At 41.8% G+C, this 14,637-nt stretch carries 17 protein-coding genes and 2 riboswitches; of the genes, 14 read left to right on the top strand and 3 right to left on the bottom strand.

The annotated features are described in order from the left end of the window. Positions 1–42: 42 nt before the first annotated feature. The gene (gene copZ / locus DYE48_RS04995; RefSeq protein WP_089654180.1) at positions 43–249 is read left to right on the top strand and encodes a copper chaperone CopZ; all 207 of its coding nucleotides are present in this window, start codon (positions 43–45) and stop codon (positions 247–249) included. A gap of 56 nt (positions 250–305) precedes the next feature. Here the strand turns inward: copZ and DYE48_RS04990 are convergent, their stop codons facing one another. Continuing rightward, positions 306–635: a spore coat protein gene (locus DYE48_RS04990; protein WP_089654179.1), complete on the bottom strand. Its 330-nt coding sequence runs from the start codon at positions 633–635 to the stop codon at positions 306–308. A gap of 11 nt (positions 636–646) precedes the next feature. After that, positions 647–904, bottom strand: coding sequence for a hypothetical protein (locus DYE48_RS04985; protein WP_115822930.1), 258 nt, complete (start codon positions 902–904; stop codon positions 647–649). Between the two features lie 243 nt (positions 905–1,147). Here DYE48_RS04985 and DYE48_RS04980 point away from each other — a divergent pair, with 243 nt between their 5' ends. From DYE48_RS04980 to DYE48_RS04940, 8 genes are all read left to right on the top strand, one after another. Beyond that, positions 1,148–2,065, top strand: coding sequence for a proline dehydrogenase family protein (locus DYE48_RS04980; RefSeq protein ID WP_115822668.1), 918 nt, complete (start codon positions 1,148–1,150; stop codon positions 2,063–2,065). A 217-nt stretch (positions 2,066–2,282) separates the two neighbouring features. Beyond that, positions 2,283–4,682, top strand: a complete 2,400-nt coding sequence (locus DYE48_RS04975; RefSeq protein ID WP_115822667.1) for a 3-hydroxyacyl-CoA dehydrogenase/enoyl-CoA hydratase family protein — start codon at positions 2,283–2,285, stop codon at positions 4,680–4,682. Between the two features lie 26 nt (positions 4,683–4,708). Further along, positions 4,709–5,884: an acetyl-CoA C-acetyltransferase gene (locus DYE48_RS04970; RefSeq protein ID WP_115822666.1), complete on the top strand. Its 1,176-nt coding sequence runs from the start codon at positions 4,709–4,711 to the stop codon at positions 5,882–5,884. 19 nt (positions 5,885–5,903) lie between these two features. Beyond that, complete coding sequence (locus DYE48_RS04965) at positions 5,904–7,685, top strand: acyl-CoA dehydrogenase family protein (RefSeq protein WP_115822665.1); 1,782 nt, start codon at positions 5,904–5,906, stop codon at positions 7,683–7,685. Between the two features lie 747 nt (positions 7,686–8,432). After that, a complete protein-coding gene (locus tag DYE48_RS04955; protein ID WP_115822663.1) occupies positions 8,433–8,792 on the top strand; it encodes an arsenate reductase family protein in 360 nt (119 codons plus the stop codon). A gap of 82 nt (positions 8,793–8,874) precedes the next feature. Then, positions 8,875–9,258: a glycine cleavage system protein GcvH gene (gcvH, locus tag DYE48_RS04950; RefSeq protein ID WP_089654172.1), complete on the top strand. Its 384-nt coding sequence runs from the start codon at positions 8,875–8,877 to the stop codon at positions 9,256–9,258. A 122-nt stretch (positions 9,259–9,380) separates the two neighbouring features. Then, a complete protein-coding gene (locus tag DYE48_RS04945; protein WP_115822662.1) occupies positions 9,381–9,728 on the top strand; it encodes a toprim domain-containing protein in 348 nt (115 codons plus the stop codon). Positions 9,729–9,732: 4 nt separating this feature from the next. Beyond that, a complete protein-coding gene (locus tag DYE48_RS04940) occupies positions 9,733–10,050 on the top strand; it encodes a thioredoxin family protein (protein ID WP_425269287.1) in 318 nt (105 codons plus the stop codon). A gap of 139 nt (positions 10,051–10,189) precedes the next feature. Here DYE48_RS04940 and DYE48_RS04935 read toward each other — a convergent pair whose 3' ends face one another. Further along, on the bottom strand, positions 10,190–10,612 hold the full coding sequence (locus DYE48_RS04935; protein ID WP_425269286.1) for a TlpA family protein disulfide reductase: 423 nt from the start codon (positions 10,610–10,612) through the stop codon (positions 10,190–10,192). Positions 10,613–10,703: 91 nt separating this feature from the next. Beyond that, a riboswitch (SAM riboswitch) is annotated at positions 10,704–10,809 on the top strand. Between the two features lie 228 nt (positions 10,810–11,037). Further along, positions 11,038–11,146: riboswitch (SAM riboswitch) on the top strand. 80 nt (positions 11,147–11,226) lie between these two features. Between DYE48_RS04935 and DYE48_RS04930 the strand changes: the two genes are divergently transcribed. From DYE48_RS04930 to DYE48_RS21105, 5 genes are all read left to right on the top strand, one after another. Continuing rightward, positions 11,227–12,252 (top strand): methionine ABC transporter ATP-binding protein, encoded by a 1,026-nt coding sequence (locus DYE48_RS04930; protein ID WP_115822660.1) that lies wholly within the window; start codon positions 11,227–11,229, stop codon positions 12,250–12,252. After that, entirely contained in the window at positions 12,245–12,913 is a 669-nt protein-coding gene (locus DYE48_RS04925) for a methionine ABC transporter permease (protein WP_115822659.1), read from the top strand. Before DYE48_RS04930 ends, DYE48_RS04925 begins: the two co-directional genes overlap by 8 nt. A gap of 26 nt (positions 12,914–12,939) precedes the next feature. Next, entirely contained in the window at positions 12,940–13,797 is an 858-nt protein-coding gene (locus DYE48_RS04920; protein ID WP_115822658.1) for a MetQ/NlpA family ABC transporter substrate-binding protein, read from the top strand. Positions 13,798–13,863: 66 nt separating this feature from the next. Then, positions 13,864–14,229 carry a carboxymuconolactone decarboxylase family protein gene (locus DYE48_RS04915; protein ID WP_115822657.1) on the top strand — a complete coding sequence of 122 codons (366 nt, stop codon included), beginning with the start codon at positions 13,864–13,866 and terminating at the stop codon, positions 14,227–14,229. A gap of 226 nt (positions 14,230–14,455) precedes the next feature. Continuing rightward, positions 14,456–14,596 carry a YuzK family famiily protein gene (locus tag DYE48_RS21105; protein WP_167449447.1) on the top strand — a complete coding sequence of 47 codons (141 nt, stop codon included), beginning with the start codon at positions 14,456–14,458 and terminating at the stop codon, positions 14,594–14,596. Positions 14,597–14,637 lie beyond the last annotated feature (41 nt).

Genomic DNA, 14,637 nt, shown 5'->3' with positions numbered 1-14,637 from the left:
AATAGTTCAATAAGAGCTTAGATTGAGAAAGGTTGTGAAATCATGGAAATGACATTAGAAGTAAATGGTATGACTTGTAATCACTGCGAGCAGTCCGTAAAGGGTGCCCTTCAAGAACTGGAAGGGGTACATGGTGTTGAAGTTGATTTAGACAGCGGGAAAGTAAACATCGCATATGATGAAGCTTATGTAAGCAAAAAGATGATGAAAGAAGCCGTAGAGGCTCAAGGGTATGAGCCTGTAGGATAAACAAAAAGAAGCCCGGGATGCCCGGGCTTCTTTTTTAGCTCTACAATCGTTATAAATTACTGGACGTTGTATGGCAATTGGGTCTTATACCCTGTGAATTGTTGATACGTCTGATCGATTTTTTGTTTTTCCGCCTGCTCAAGCGCATACCATCCATTTTTAAACATGAGGTTGTATAAGTTGCGTTGACAGTCCTGCGTTTCCTTGAAAATGGTAGCAAGATCCTGATAAAGGTTTTGATTGCTAGCTTCGTTCAATGCAATGTTATAAGAAGCGGTCATGTACTTTTCTGTTGACAGCTGATCATTAACAAAGTCTCTCTCATTCATTTGTGGAGTTTTAGGCACGTTTGTTTCAGGATTCTGTATTTTTTGAGTCTGATTCATGATGTTCCTCCTCAGTTGGTTGTTTGGGATTGAGAATTCAAATGATTTAGCAGCTTATCATAATGACGCTGGTGCATTTGACCAGCTTCTTCTAAAGCGGCCTGTATTTCCGGTGTTTGACAGTTTTGTGCAAAGAAATGAGCTTTCTTACAAGCATTCAAATTCCAGGACAACATATCAGCAAGATAAAGCTGATCTTTTGTGCTCACGATGTCAGGTACTTGAGACATAGGCTGGGCTTGCTGCATGGATTGATTTTGTTGTTGCATCACGTTTCCTCCTTCTTTTTTCATTTTTTATTATGACCTCCATCCTCATTTATATAAGAAAAAATTAAGTCAGCAATCAAAGGTAGGAAATACGTTGGTGAAAGAGCTGGGAGTTTGTCGAAGGAAACATTATTTTTACCCATTTCATCTAATAAATGATAAAATAGTAGTATGTTAACGATTACATGACAGAAAAATCTGAGCAATTTTTGTGAACGGGAACAAGGTTTAGGGGGTTGGAGAATGGAACGGATACTCAGAAACTTTTTTCTTTTTTTATCAAAAAATCGCTTTTTTACGAAATTGGCAAAGAAATATGGTCTTCGCTTTGGTGCAGGAAAGTTTGTAGCGGGAGAAACGGTCCCGGATGCCGTTGAAACAATCAAAGAATTGAACAAGAAGGGGATGGCTGTGACCATCGACCATTTAGGGGAATTTATCGATAGTGAAGCCGAAGCAAGGGAAGCAGCGGAAGGCTGTATAAAAGCGATTGAAGCGATTGCAGAACATCAGTTGGATTCCCAGCTTTCTTTGAAATTAACTTCCATGGGTCTTGATATATCAGAAGACCTTGTCATGGAGAATATGCGCAGGCTCCTGGATGTCGCTGAAGAAAAAGATGTGTTTGTTACCATTGACATGGAAGATTACGAAAGATGCGAAAAAACACTTGAAATTTTCAAGAAGCTGCGTGAGGATTACGAGCATATCGGAACCGTATTACAGTCCTACTTATATCGCACCGTTGATGATATAAAAGAACTCGATAAATACAATCCGAATTTACGACTTGTTAAAGGCGCTTATAAAGAGTCACCGAAGGTCGCTTTCCCTGACAAGCAAGACGTAGATGAAAATTTGAAAAAAATTATCCGTATCCATTTGCTTAACGGAAATTACACAGCCGTAGCCAGTCATGATGATCGAATGATCGAATACACGAAATCTCTTGTTGAAGAAAAGGATATATCAAAGGAACAATTTGAATTCCAAATGCTCTATGGAATCAGAGTGGAAAGACAAGAGGAGTTAGTTAAAGAAGGTTATAAGATGCGCGTGTATGTCCCTTATGGAAATGATTGGTATGGCTATTTTATGAGAAGGCTCGCTGAGAGACCGGCGAACGTTGCTTTTGTGTTAAAAGGTGTATTCGGAAAATAATTAGATGCCCGCGGTTATGCGGGCATCCTTTGAGATAATCATGCATAGAATACATGAACCAGAAAAATCCAAGGTAAGATTTCACAGAATTATGGAGAAAAGGATTGCGAAATGTCTGAAAATATTTTATATTATACATAGATACGAATTAGCCGTACTTATTTTTTTGGCTGTAAAATGAATGAGTATTCATTCAAATAAGATAGGGGGAAATGTAATGAATCACAAAATCAAGCGGGCAGCCGTCCTTGGATCAGGAGTAATGGGCGCAGGGATCGCCGCACATTTAGCGAATGTAGGAATTCCTACTTTGATGATGGATATCGTCCCTCGTGAACTGACGGATGCAGAAGCGAAAAAAGGGCTCACGCTGGAAGATAAAGCTGTGAGGAACCGAATTGCTGCTGAAAATAAAAAAGCACTTCTTAAACAAAAACCTTCACCACTAACGAGTAAACAAAACCTTAATCTAATTGAAGTCGGAAACTTTACAGATGATATGGAACGTTTATCCGAAGTCGATTGGGTCATTGAAGTAGTCGTTGAGAACCTTGATATCAAGAAAAAGGTTTTAGCCGACGTTGATCGCCACCGTAAAACAGGCTCTTTTGTAAGTTCCAATACTTCTGGAATTTCCATTGAGACTATGTCCGAAGATTGCAGCGAGGATTTCAAGGCTCATTTCCTTGGCACACACTTCTTCAATCCGCCACGTTATTTGAAGTTATTAGAAGTGATTCCGACGAAACATACAAGTCCAGATGTTCTTCAATTCATGAAAGAATTCGGAGAGGATGTTCTTGGTAAAGGTGTCGTCGAAGCGAAAGATACGCCTAATTTCATTGCAAACCGAATTGGAACGTATGGCCTTTTAGTGACTGTCCAGCAAATGCTTGAAAAAGGCTACTCAGTCGGAGAGGTGGATTCTGTTACAGGACCGATGATCGGGCGTCCGAAAAGCGCTACGTTCCGTACCCTTGATGTCGTAGGCCTTGACACTTTCATCCATGTAGCTAACAACGTGTACGATCAAGTAGAAGGAGAAGAGAAAAAAGCTTTCGAAACCCCTTCCTTTATGAAAAATATGCTTGAAAAAGGCTGGTTGGGATCGAAGAGCGGGCAAGGCTTCTTCCTTAAGCAGAAAGGTGAGAAGGGTAGTGAGATCCTGCAGCTTAACCCTGAAACCCTTGAATATGAGAAGCGAGGCAAGTTAAAAACCAAGGCCACTGAAATGGCGAAACAGGAAAAAGGCCCGCAGCGAAAATTGAAAACGCTCGTACATGCTGAAGGGGACCGTGCGGGGGACTTGGTATGGTCTGTAGTCAAACCAGTTCTACTCTATTCAGCCGAATTATACGGTGAAATTGCTGATGATGTTCCGTCGATTGATGAGGCCATGCGCTGGGGATTCGGTTGGGAACTTGGTCCATTTGAAATGTGGGACAGCATCGGAGTGAAAACTTCGGTTGAGCGTATGAAGAAAGAAGGAGAGACGATTCCAACGTGGGTAGAGAAAATGTTGGATGAAGGAATCGATACATTTTATAAAAAAGAAAATGGAAACGTTTACTTCTATCATGCAGGAGAATACAAGCAGCAGTCCTTTAATGAAAAGGTCATCAACCTTAAACGCTTGAAAGAAGAGCGGGAGGTTATTAAGAAAAATGCTGGTGCCAGCTTGATCGACCTTGGCGATGGGGTTGCCGGCTTGGAGTTCCATTCCAGAAGCAATGCCATTGGGCTTGATATCATTCAGATGATTAATTTTGCCATCGATCATGTAGATGAGAACTTCGAAGGTCTTGTCATCGGAAACCAGGCGAAAAACTTCTGTGTCGGTGCAAACCTTGGAATGATCCTTATGGAAGCGCAGGATTTCAACTTTTTTGAAATCGAAATGGTCGTAAAAGGTTTCCAGGACAGCATGATGAAAATGAAATACTCGGATAAGCCAGTCGTTGCCGCGCCTTTCGGAATGACGCTTGGAGGTGGAGCAGAAGTTTGTCTGCCTGCTGATGCTATCCAGGCTTCACAGGAAACTTATATGGGGCTTGTAGAAGCTGGTGTCGGTCTGATCCCTGGTGGTGGTGGAAATAAAGAACTTTATATCAAGCACTTGAGGAACATACCTGAAGGCATTGATTTTGACCTTCAAAAGGTTGCGAACAGTGTGTTTGAGAAAATCGCTATGGCGAAAGTTTCCACTTCAGCGGAGGAAGCGAAGGAGAATGGTTTCTTAGACCAACAAGATGCGATTAGTGTCAACGGAGATCACCTTCTCCATGATGCAAAACAAAAAGTGCTCGGGTTAGCGAGGTCAGGCTACCAGGCGCCTAAACGGACGAAAATTCCGGTAGTAGGTGAGCAAGGCTATGCAACAATGGTTTTAGGAGCCAAATCACTCGCTCTAAGTGGATATGCGAGTGAACACGATCTTAAAATCGCTGAAAAACTAGCTTTTGTGCTATCAGGAGGAAAGTTGAAAGAAGGAACGCTCGTGGATGAGCAGTATTTATTAGATCTTGAACGTGAAGCCTTTTTAAGTCTTGTAGGCGAGCCGAAGTCTCAAGCTCGTATGCAGCACATGCTCATGAAAGGCAAACCGCTACGTAATTAATTTAATAAAAAAGAGGGGGAAGAGTCGTGAGAGAAGCAGTTATCGTATCAGGAGCTCGTACACCAGTCGGCCGGGCGAAGAAAGGGTCACTTGCACATACGCGTCCCGATGATTTGGCCGCTCTGACAATTAAAGAAACTTTGAAAAGAGCGAACAATTATGAGGGCAACATCGATGATGTCATTATCGGGTGTGCGATGCCTGAAGCAGAACAAGGAATGAACATGGCTAGGAACATTGCCGGCCTTGCCGGACTTCATCATAAAGTGCCAGCAATTACAGTTAACCGTTATTGTTCCTCTGGTTTGCAAAGTATCGCTTATGCCTCAGAAAAAATTATGCTTGGTCACAGTGACACAGCGATTGCAGGTGGAGCGGAGTCCATGAGCCTCATTCCTATGGGAGGCCATGTGATTAAGCCGAATATTCAGTTGGTCGAAAACGCTCCTGAGTACTATATGTCCATGGGTCATACCGCTGAAGAAGTAGCGAATCGTTTTGAAATTTCAAGAGCAGATCAGGATGCATTTGCGGTTCAGAGTCACGAACGTGCAGCTAGAGCGATCCAGGAAGGGAAATTTGAGGATGAAATCGTTCCAGTTGAAGTAACAAACCGTGAGCTTGGGAAAGACAACAAAATAAAAGAATCAAAAACCCTATTCTCTATGGATGAAGGAGTTCGAGCAGGTACTACGCCGGATGTGCTTGGTAAATTGAAGCCTGCCTTTTCAACAACAGGTTCTGTAACAGCCGGGAACTCTTCGCAAATGAGTGACGGTGCAGCAGCCGTTATGGTTATGGACCGGGAAAAAGCAGAAGCTGAAGGTCTTACTCCTTTAGTTAAATTCCGCTCCTTCGCAGTGGCTGGAGTGGAGCCGGAGATCATGGGAGTCGGACCGATTGAAGCTGTACCGAAAGCTTTACGTATGGCTGGTCTTTCTTTATCCGACATTGGCCTCTTTGAATTAAATGAAGCGTTTGCTTCTCAATCTCTTCGAGTCATACGTGAACTTGGGTTAGATGAAGAAAAAGTTAACGTGAACGGTGGGGCTATTGCTTTAGGCCACCCGTTAGGATGTACAGGAACAAAGCTCACGTTGAGCCTGATTCATGAAATGAAACGCAGAAATGAGCAATTCGGTGTTGTGACCATGTGTATTGGTGGCGGTATGGGAGCCGCTGGAGTATTTGAATTAATTTAACTTGGGGAGGAACAGGAAGATGAGCGATTTGAAAGAGATGATTAAAGGCGGAGGATTCATTGTCGAAGATTTGGCTGCAGAAGATGTGATTACACCGGAAGATTTTACTGATGAACATTTAATGATCGCAAAAACAGCGGAAGATTTTGTCCTTGGTGAGGTTGTTCCAAAAATTGATAATCTTGAAAACCACGAATTCGAGCATTCCGTTGCTTTATTGAAGCAAGCGGGTGAGTTGGGATTGTTAGGTGCTGATGTACCAGAAGAGTACGGTGGATTACAGTTAGATAAGATTAGCTCTTCATTGATCACTGAAAAGTTTTCTCGTGCTGGAGGCTTTTCCGTTACCCATGGTGCTCACGTAGGAATCGGATCCCTGCCGATTGTTTTCTTCGGTAATGAAGACCAGAAACAAAAATACCTTCCGTTGCTTGCTACAGGAGAGAAAATAGCAGCATATGCTCTAACAGAGCCTGGTTCAGGATCCGATGCTCTGGGAGCGAAAACGACGGCCAAGTTAAATGATGCAGGTACTCATTATGTTCTAAATGGTGAGAAACAGTGGATTACGAACTCTGCGTTCGCCGATGTGTTCGTCGTGTATGCGAAAATCGACGGAGATAAGTTTACGGCGTTTATTGTGGAGCGCGATTATCCTGGCGTATCTACAGGGCCGGAAGAGAAGAAGATGGGAATTAAGAGTTCTTCCACTCGTACATTGATCCTTGAAGATGCTGAAGTGCCTGTCGAGAATGTGCTTGGAGAAATTGGCCGTGGGCACGTCATCGCTTTCAACATTTTAAACGTCGGTCGTTATAAATTGGCTATTGGTGGAGTAGGTGGAGCTAAGCGAGCGATTGAACTTTCGGTCAAGTATGCAAAGGACCGTAAACAGTTTAAGACTCCAATTGCAAGCTTTCCATTGATTCAGGAAAAGATCGGTTCCGTAGCCGCCAACACGTATGCAAATGAGAGTTCCGTCTATCGTACGGTAGGCTTATTCGAACAAAGTATGGGTAAATTATCAGAGGAAGAACTGAAAGACGGAGCAGCCGTTGCAAAAGTCATTGCAGAATATGCCATTGAGTGTTCATTAAACAAAGTATTCGGCACAGAGCTCCTTGACTTTGCTGCTGATGAAGCTGTACAAATACACGGTGGATATGGTTTCATGGCTGAATACGAAGTAGAAAGAATGTACCGTGATTCTCGAATCAACAGAATTTTTGAAGGAACGAACGAAATCAACCGTATGATCGTTCCTGGCACATTGTTGAAAAAAGCAATGAAAGGCGAGTTGCCTTTACTTCAAAAAGCTCAAGCCCTTCAAGAAGAAATCATGATGATGATGCCTGAGGAGCCAGGCGTAGAAGTACTGGAACAAGAGAAATATTTATTGAAGAATGCGAAGAAGATTGGTCTCCTTGCCGCTGGTCTCGCCGCACAGAAATACGGAGAGAAACTGGAAAATGAACAAGAACTCCTTGTTAATATCGCGGACATAGTAGGCGAGATTTATAATATGGAATCTGCCGTCCTTCGTACAGAAAAAGCGATCAACAAAACGGGTGAAGAGAAGAACAAACAGAAACTTCTTTATACACAAGTTTATGTGCAGGAAGCCTTCAACCGAATCGAAGGACATGCGAAGGAAACATTGATTGCTGCGGAATCCGGGGATTCTTTAAGAATGATGCTTGGTGCATTAAGGAAACTGACACGCCATACACCGACGAACGTTATTCCTAAGAAGCGCGAGATCGCCAAAGCATTGATCGAAGCCGAAAAATATTCAGTCTAAAAAATATAGAATGAATGTGACACAGGGCCTGCACTTTCGAAAACGCGAAGGTGCAGGCCTTCGTTATGACCTTTCCTTGTTAAACAATATGGCAGGATTGTGGAAGACTCAGTTTCGAGATGTTTTGGGGCTCGTTGCTGAGTTGCGCGTCAGGGATGGCTGGGAAGCAACTCGCTTTCCTGTGGGGGAGCGCCGAGCTTCCTCGGGCTACCGCCCTGCGGGATCTCGCCTGTCTTCTTCTCCCACGGGAGTCTCGCAGCTTCCCAACCACCCCATTCGATGTAGGTGAGAAACGAACCCACATACACAGTAGGAGCATCTTCCAAAACTACAGATTTCTAGTTGAAAAGGGCTCTATAGAAAGCTTCAGAATACAAGTGCTCTTGTTTTAAGAGTGAATTCACCAACTTCTATTACGCTCGAAAGCTGCTTATTTTGGGAGTATTTTCGAGACTCTTAAATGGTTAAGGGGCGGAGGGGAATGGCGAGACTCCTGCGGGGAAAAAGTGCATGGTGAGACCCCGCAGAGCGAAGCTCGAGGAGGATCACCGCGCTCCCGCGGAAAGCGAGTCATTCCCCGCAGCCCCCATCAACTCAACAAAAGTCTCGAAACTGAGTCTTCCACAAACGGGAGCTATTATGGAAGAACTTTATGTGGTGATTGTGAAGACAATAATAGAAATAAATGAAATCTTTGCCTTCGTTATGATAAAATATTAGACAACAAGAATGAAGGAGGGTGTGTAGATGTCTTTAACCTTCTATTGGTACCCGAATTGCGGTACGTGTAAAAAAGCAAAAAAATGGTTGGATGAGGAAGGGTTTGACTACGAATCTGTACATATTGTCAATAATCCCCCTTCGAAAGAGCAGTTAAAGAGCTTTATAGCTACTAGTGATAAGCCTGCAAAAAAATTCTTTAACACTAGTGGGAAAAAGTATAGAGAACTGAACATGAAGGAAAAGCTAAAAGAAGCAGAAGAGGAAGAAATGATTGAGTGGCTTGCATCTGACGGCATGCTGATTAAGCGGCCCATCCTTACCGATGGTGAAAAAACAACGGTAGGGTTCAAGCAAGAAGAATTAGAGAACGTTTGGTCTCAGTGAGCACATTATTGGGAATAGAAGCCTATAGCTTTTATGTTTATATTTGGTGTTGAACTATAATTATTATTTGGAGGTAATTGAAATGAGCGTACCTAAAGATCTGCGTTATTCTGAAGAACACGAATGGGTGAAAGAAGAAGGGGAAAAAGTAAGAGTCGGCATTACTGAATTCGCGCAATCAGAACTTGGGGATATCGTATTCGTAGAACTTCCTGAAGTCGGGGATGAACTAGAAGCGGATGAGCCATTTGGCAGCGTAGAATCTGTGAAGACTGTCTCTGAACTTTATGCCCCTCTTAGTGGTAAAGTTGTAGAAGTAAACGAAGACCTGGAAGACAGTCCAGAGTTTGTCAATGAATCTCCATACGATAAAGCTTGGATGGTTGTTGTTGAGCCAAGTAACAACTCTCAAATCAACGACTTGATGACCCCGGAAGAATATGAAGCAATGATCGATGAAGACTAAGGATAGTGCATTGGACAGGCAGGGCTTTAAGAAACCTTGTCTGACATGATCACGTTTGATCTTAATCATGTTCAGACCATGCCTGATTGGCATGGTCTGTTTCTATATAGTAGGTGATGAAGATGGATGGAGAACGAATCGTCATTGTTGAAGGAATTACAGATAAGAAGAAGTTGAATAAAGTTCTTGATGAAGAGATTGAAATCATCTGCACCCATGGTACTTTAGGAATCGAGCGGATGGAAGAAATGATTTTTGATCATAACTTAGATGATCGGACCGTGTATATTCTAGTGGATGAAGATGACTCTGGCTACAAATTAAGAAAACAATTGACGGAAGAGCTTCCTCACGCCGAGCATATCTACATAGATAAGGCTTTCAGGGAAGTAGCAGCTACGCCGGAACCTGAATTGGCAAGAGCCTTACTCAGTAGACATTTCAATGTAAAGTCGATCTATTTAATATAGGAGGATGACTGTGGAGGAAATAAAAACAACAGAAGTAAAGAAGTTCTTCGAATCTCCACAAACGACCCTCACCTTTGTTCATAGCCCTTTTTGTGCAACTTGTCACCTTGCGCGTCAAATGCTCACAACACTGGAGTCTGTATTTGATCGAGAAGTTTTTAAGGAAATGAATGCTTCTCTGCACCCCGAATGGATGCAGCATTTTAAGATTAAAAGTGTTCCATGTCTGCTGGTTACTAGGGGCGGGGAGGTAGAGGAAAAGATTTATGCTTTTCATTCTGTCTCCTATATGTATGAGAAAGTGGTTGGTTTTGTTGAATAGTGTATGTATTTCCCAGGAAATGACCACTACTGTAGAATTTAAAAATTCTCTAAAAAACTTATATGTAATGTGGAAGTAGTTCGATAATGAAAAAGACAGCAAAGACTCCGGAGTCTTTGCTGTCTTTTTGTTATGAATATCATACGATTTCTCCTAATTTGCTTACAATATCTAAAAAGGAGGACTGATCGCCAAAATTCGCATGGATCTCTCCTTGTTGATTAATGATGATGGTGGAAGGAACGCCATCACAATTGTACAAGTCATAGACGTATCGTCCTTCGTCAGAAAGAGTTGGTTGTGTTAAAAACTTTTCCTTGAATTCGATGCCTTCCTCTATATTCCGTTCCCTTCCAGTTACATTGATCGTCATCATTTTTACTTTATCATGGTCCATCGTTTTGAAAAGTTGTTCTTTCATAGGTAAGTCTTTTCCACAATCTGGACACCAGGAAGCCCAGAAGGTCAAGACAATAACTTTCCCTAAGTCCTCTTCAAGTTTATAAATGGAAGAGTGGTTGTGGATGTAAGGTAGTTCAAATAAAGGGGCTTGTTTACTCAATGTCATTCTCCTTTTTATCAGGCGAAGGTTATGGATTGACGCTTATATATTTCCCATGCTAACATAATTATTAATTTCATATCGACATCTTCACTTATCCAGAGTGGCGGAGGGACTGGCCCGACGATGCCCGGCAACCGGCAGGTAAACTGAACGGTGCTAAATCCTGCGAAGTCTTTGACTTTGATAGATGAGAAATGTAAAAGCGATGAATCTCTTCTATTAAAGAAGGGATTTTTTTATTGTGTCAATCGAGTGAATATTAGATGTTTTTGTATGGAAGATGTAAGCATTTCTTCAGTTTTGATCGACTTTATTTTTCTGAACAATCTGTTTATGAGTTGACACAAAATTCGTACGGTGCTACAATCCATTATTGTACTACTTAAACGAATTAAAGCGATAATAATTTAATAAATTAAAATCTCTTATCCAGAGTGGCGGAGGGACTGGCCCGATGATGCCCGGCAACCGGCAAAACTGTTTTGCTCAGGTGCCAATTCCTGCAAAGTATTAAGCTTTGACAGATGAGAGAACAGATTTTTAGGTATGATTAAAAAAGCCACTCTGTTCTCATTACAGAGTGGCTTTTTTTGAAGTGGAGGGAAAGCAGCATGATTACAATTAAAGGACTATCAAAGATATTCCACACGAAAGATCAGGATGTACGAGCAGTGGATGATTTAAGTCTTAATATTAACAAAGGGGAAATTTATGGAGTGATCGGATATAGTGGGGCCGGTAAAAGTACATTTATTCGCTTACTGAACCGTTTGGAAGATCCCACAGAAGGAAGCATTCTTGTCGATGAGCAGGAACTTACTTCATTAAGCAAAGGAAAATTAAGGTTGGCCAGACAAGAAATCGGAATGATCTTCCAGCATTTCAATTTGCTTTGGTCACGTACCGTTCATGATAATATCGCTTTTCCATTGGAAATTGCCGGGATCCCTAAAGCGGAAAGGCAAAAACGTGTCGATGAATTAATTGAATTGGTCGGGTTGAAAGGCCGGGGAGGTTCTTATCCATCCCAATTGAGCGGTGGACAAAAGCAAAGAGTGGGGATAGCCAGAGCGCTTGCAAACAATCCGAAAGTTCTTTTATGTGATGAGGCCACATCCGCGTTGGACCCTGAGACCACGGATTCGATTCTTGATCTTCTTGTGGATATTAACGAAAAGCTTGGCCTTACAATCGTTCTGATCACACATGAAATGCACGTCATTCGCAAAATTTGTCATCAGGTGGCGGTTATGGAAGAAGGTAAAATTGTTGAACAAGGGGAAGTGTTGGACGTTTTTCTTCATCCTCAAAAACCAGTCACGAAGAAGTTTGTGGATCAAGTGATGGGAGATCCAGAAAAAGAAACCTCCTTGCAATTGATCAAAGATAATTACCGTTCTGGAGAAATTATACGTCTTCACTTTGTCGGAGAAAGTACAAATCAGGCACTGATCAGTGATTTATCAAGGAAGTTTGAATTAGACGTCAACATTCTACATGGAAAGATTACCCAAACACAAAAGGGTGCGTATGGAACAATGTTTGTTCAATTTGATGGAGACAAAAAAGAAGTCGAGCGTGCCATTGAATATATTGAATCCACATCTGTTGAAGTGGAGGTGAATCCACATGTTTAATGAATGGTTCCCGAACGTAAGAATGGAAGACATGATTACAGCTACAAATGAAACCTTGTATATGACGCTGGTTTCTGTCGCTGGGACATTCGTTTTAGGTTTGCTTTTGGGTCTTCTCCTTTATTTGACCGGACCTGGGGGTCTTTGGGATAACAAAACGTTGAATTGGATTACTGCTTCCATTGTTAACATATTCAGAGCAATTCCGTTTATCATTCTCATTTTATTATTGTTCCCCTTTACAGATTTTCTGCTGGGCACCATTCGAGGGCCACAAGCAGCATTGCCTGCCCTGATTATTGGTGGAGCGCCATTCTATGCCCGGTTGGTGGAAATTGCATTGAAAGAAGTCGATAAAGGTGTCGTGGAAGCAGCAAAATCTATGGGAGCTAAATACTCGACCATCATTTTTAAAGTATTGCTTCCGGAATCGATGCCAGCTTTGATATCCGGGATAACCGTAACAGCTATCGCATTGATTGGATACACCGCCGTAGCCGGTGCCATCGGATCTGGTGGTCTTGGCGATTTCGCCTATTTCTATGGGTTCCAGAGAAGTAACTTTGATGTTGTATTCATTTGTACTATTTTAATCATTTTAATTGTGTTTATTTTCCAATTCATCGGAGATGCCATCTCACGAAAATTGGATAAAAGATAAAATAAATAAAAGGGAGAGAATTAATAATGAAAAAACTATGGACGAGTTTAATCGCTGTATTGCTTATCCTTGTTCTTGCAGCTTGCGGGTCATCGAACGAGGAAGAAAATGCATCAGGATCTGAAGGTGAAGAAGGTGGAACAAAGGAGATTAAGGTAGGAGCTACCAGTGTTCCACATGCTGAAGTTCTCGAGAAAGCAAAACCTATGCTTGAAGAAGAAGGAATCACATTAAAGATTGAAGAATATCAGGATTACATTTTACCGAACCAAGACTTAGATGAAGGTCGTATTGACGCTAACTATTTCCAAACGATTCCTTATATGGAGACCCAAGAGGAAGAGAAAGGGTATGACTTTGCAAACCTTGGTGGTATCCATATTGAGCCTATCGGAGTTTATTCTCAAAAATATGAAAACCTGGAAGACGTTGAAGAAGGTACGCAGCTAGTCATGAGTCGTTCTGTATCCACTCATGGTCGAGTCCTTTCACTCTTAGAGAAAGAGGGACTAATCAAATTGGATGAAAGTGTGGAAAAAGTAGATGCTACTGTACAGGATATTGTAGAAAATCCTAAAAACATTGAATTTGATACAGGAGTAGATGCAGCTAACCTTCCACAAGTTTACCAGCGTGAAGAAAACGTGCTTGTAGCGATTAATACAAACTATGCTATTGAGGCTGGTCTGTCTCCCAGCGAAGATTCAATTATTCTCGAGGAGTCTGACTCTCCTTATGTGAACGTCGTTGCTGCTAATAGCGAAGATAAAGACAATGAAGCGTTAAATACGCTTGTAGAAGTTCTTCGTTCTGAAGAGATCGTCAACTTCATCAAAGAAGAATATGACGGTGCTGTTGTACCGGTCTCAAGTGATGCTGAATAACGGATAAAATAAGTGACTGCGGTTTATACTAACCGCAGTCACTTATTTTTATTGGGAGGTTTTCATATGCAGGAACAAAATATGACGTGGACGCAAACGTACTTACATGATTATAAAGAAGGAATGGGAGCCTTCAGAGAGCACATGCCGGAAGTTTCTCATAAGTTTGATGAATTCACACAAGAATGTTTTAAAGCTGGAGAATTATCTAAAAAAGAGAAGCAATTGATGGCATTAGGAATCAGCATTGTTGCACAGGACGAGTACTGTATGATCTACCACACGCAAGGCTGCGTCGACCAGGGTGCAACGGAAAAGGAAATATTAGAAGCCTGTGGTGTTGCTGCGGCATTTGGAGGTGGAGCGGCTTTAAGTCAGGCCGTAACGCTTGTGCAGGATGCGTACATGGACTTGACGACAACGGTCAATTGATTCAATTATTAGAAAATTCAAGGAAATCGGATGTATTCTATATACTCACTTGCAGTAAACGCTTACATCAATAATGAAGATCACTTTTGCATGAATTTAAAGTTTTAAGAAGTTTTATTTGGGAATAGTATTTGTGGTACCTTAAATTGTGTAAATAATCTGAAAGGGTTGATTCGTTATTAGTGACGATCTGAATTTGAATTACACTGCTGATATGGAGAAAGCCATGCACCAATCTCATAACATGAGTTATGCGGAGTACAGCAGGAAGTTGGATACACGCTTGAAAGTAGAAGAAAAACGCCAACGAGAATTCGAAGAGAGTCAGAAAATGATTGCCCAGGTCGACCGTCAATTGCATAGATAAATCATTCGATTAAATGAAAAAATCAGGTGTGTTTTAGCCAC

The organism is Halobacillus trueperi (assembly GCF_003386945.1).
GTDB lineage: Bacteria > Bacillota > Bacilli > Bacillales > Halobacillaceae > Halobacillus > Halobacillus aidingensis.
The sequence above is the reverse complement of the archived record's forward strand: the minus strand, read 5'-3'. Positions and strand labels throughout refer to the sequence as shown.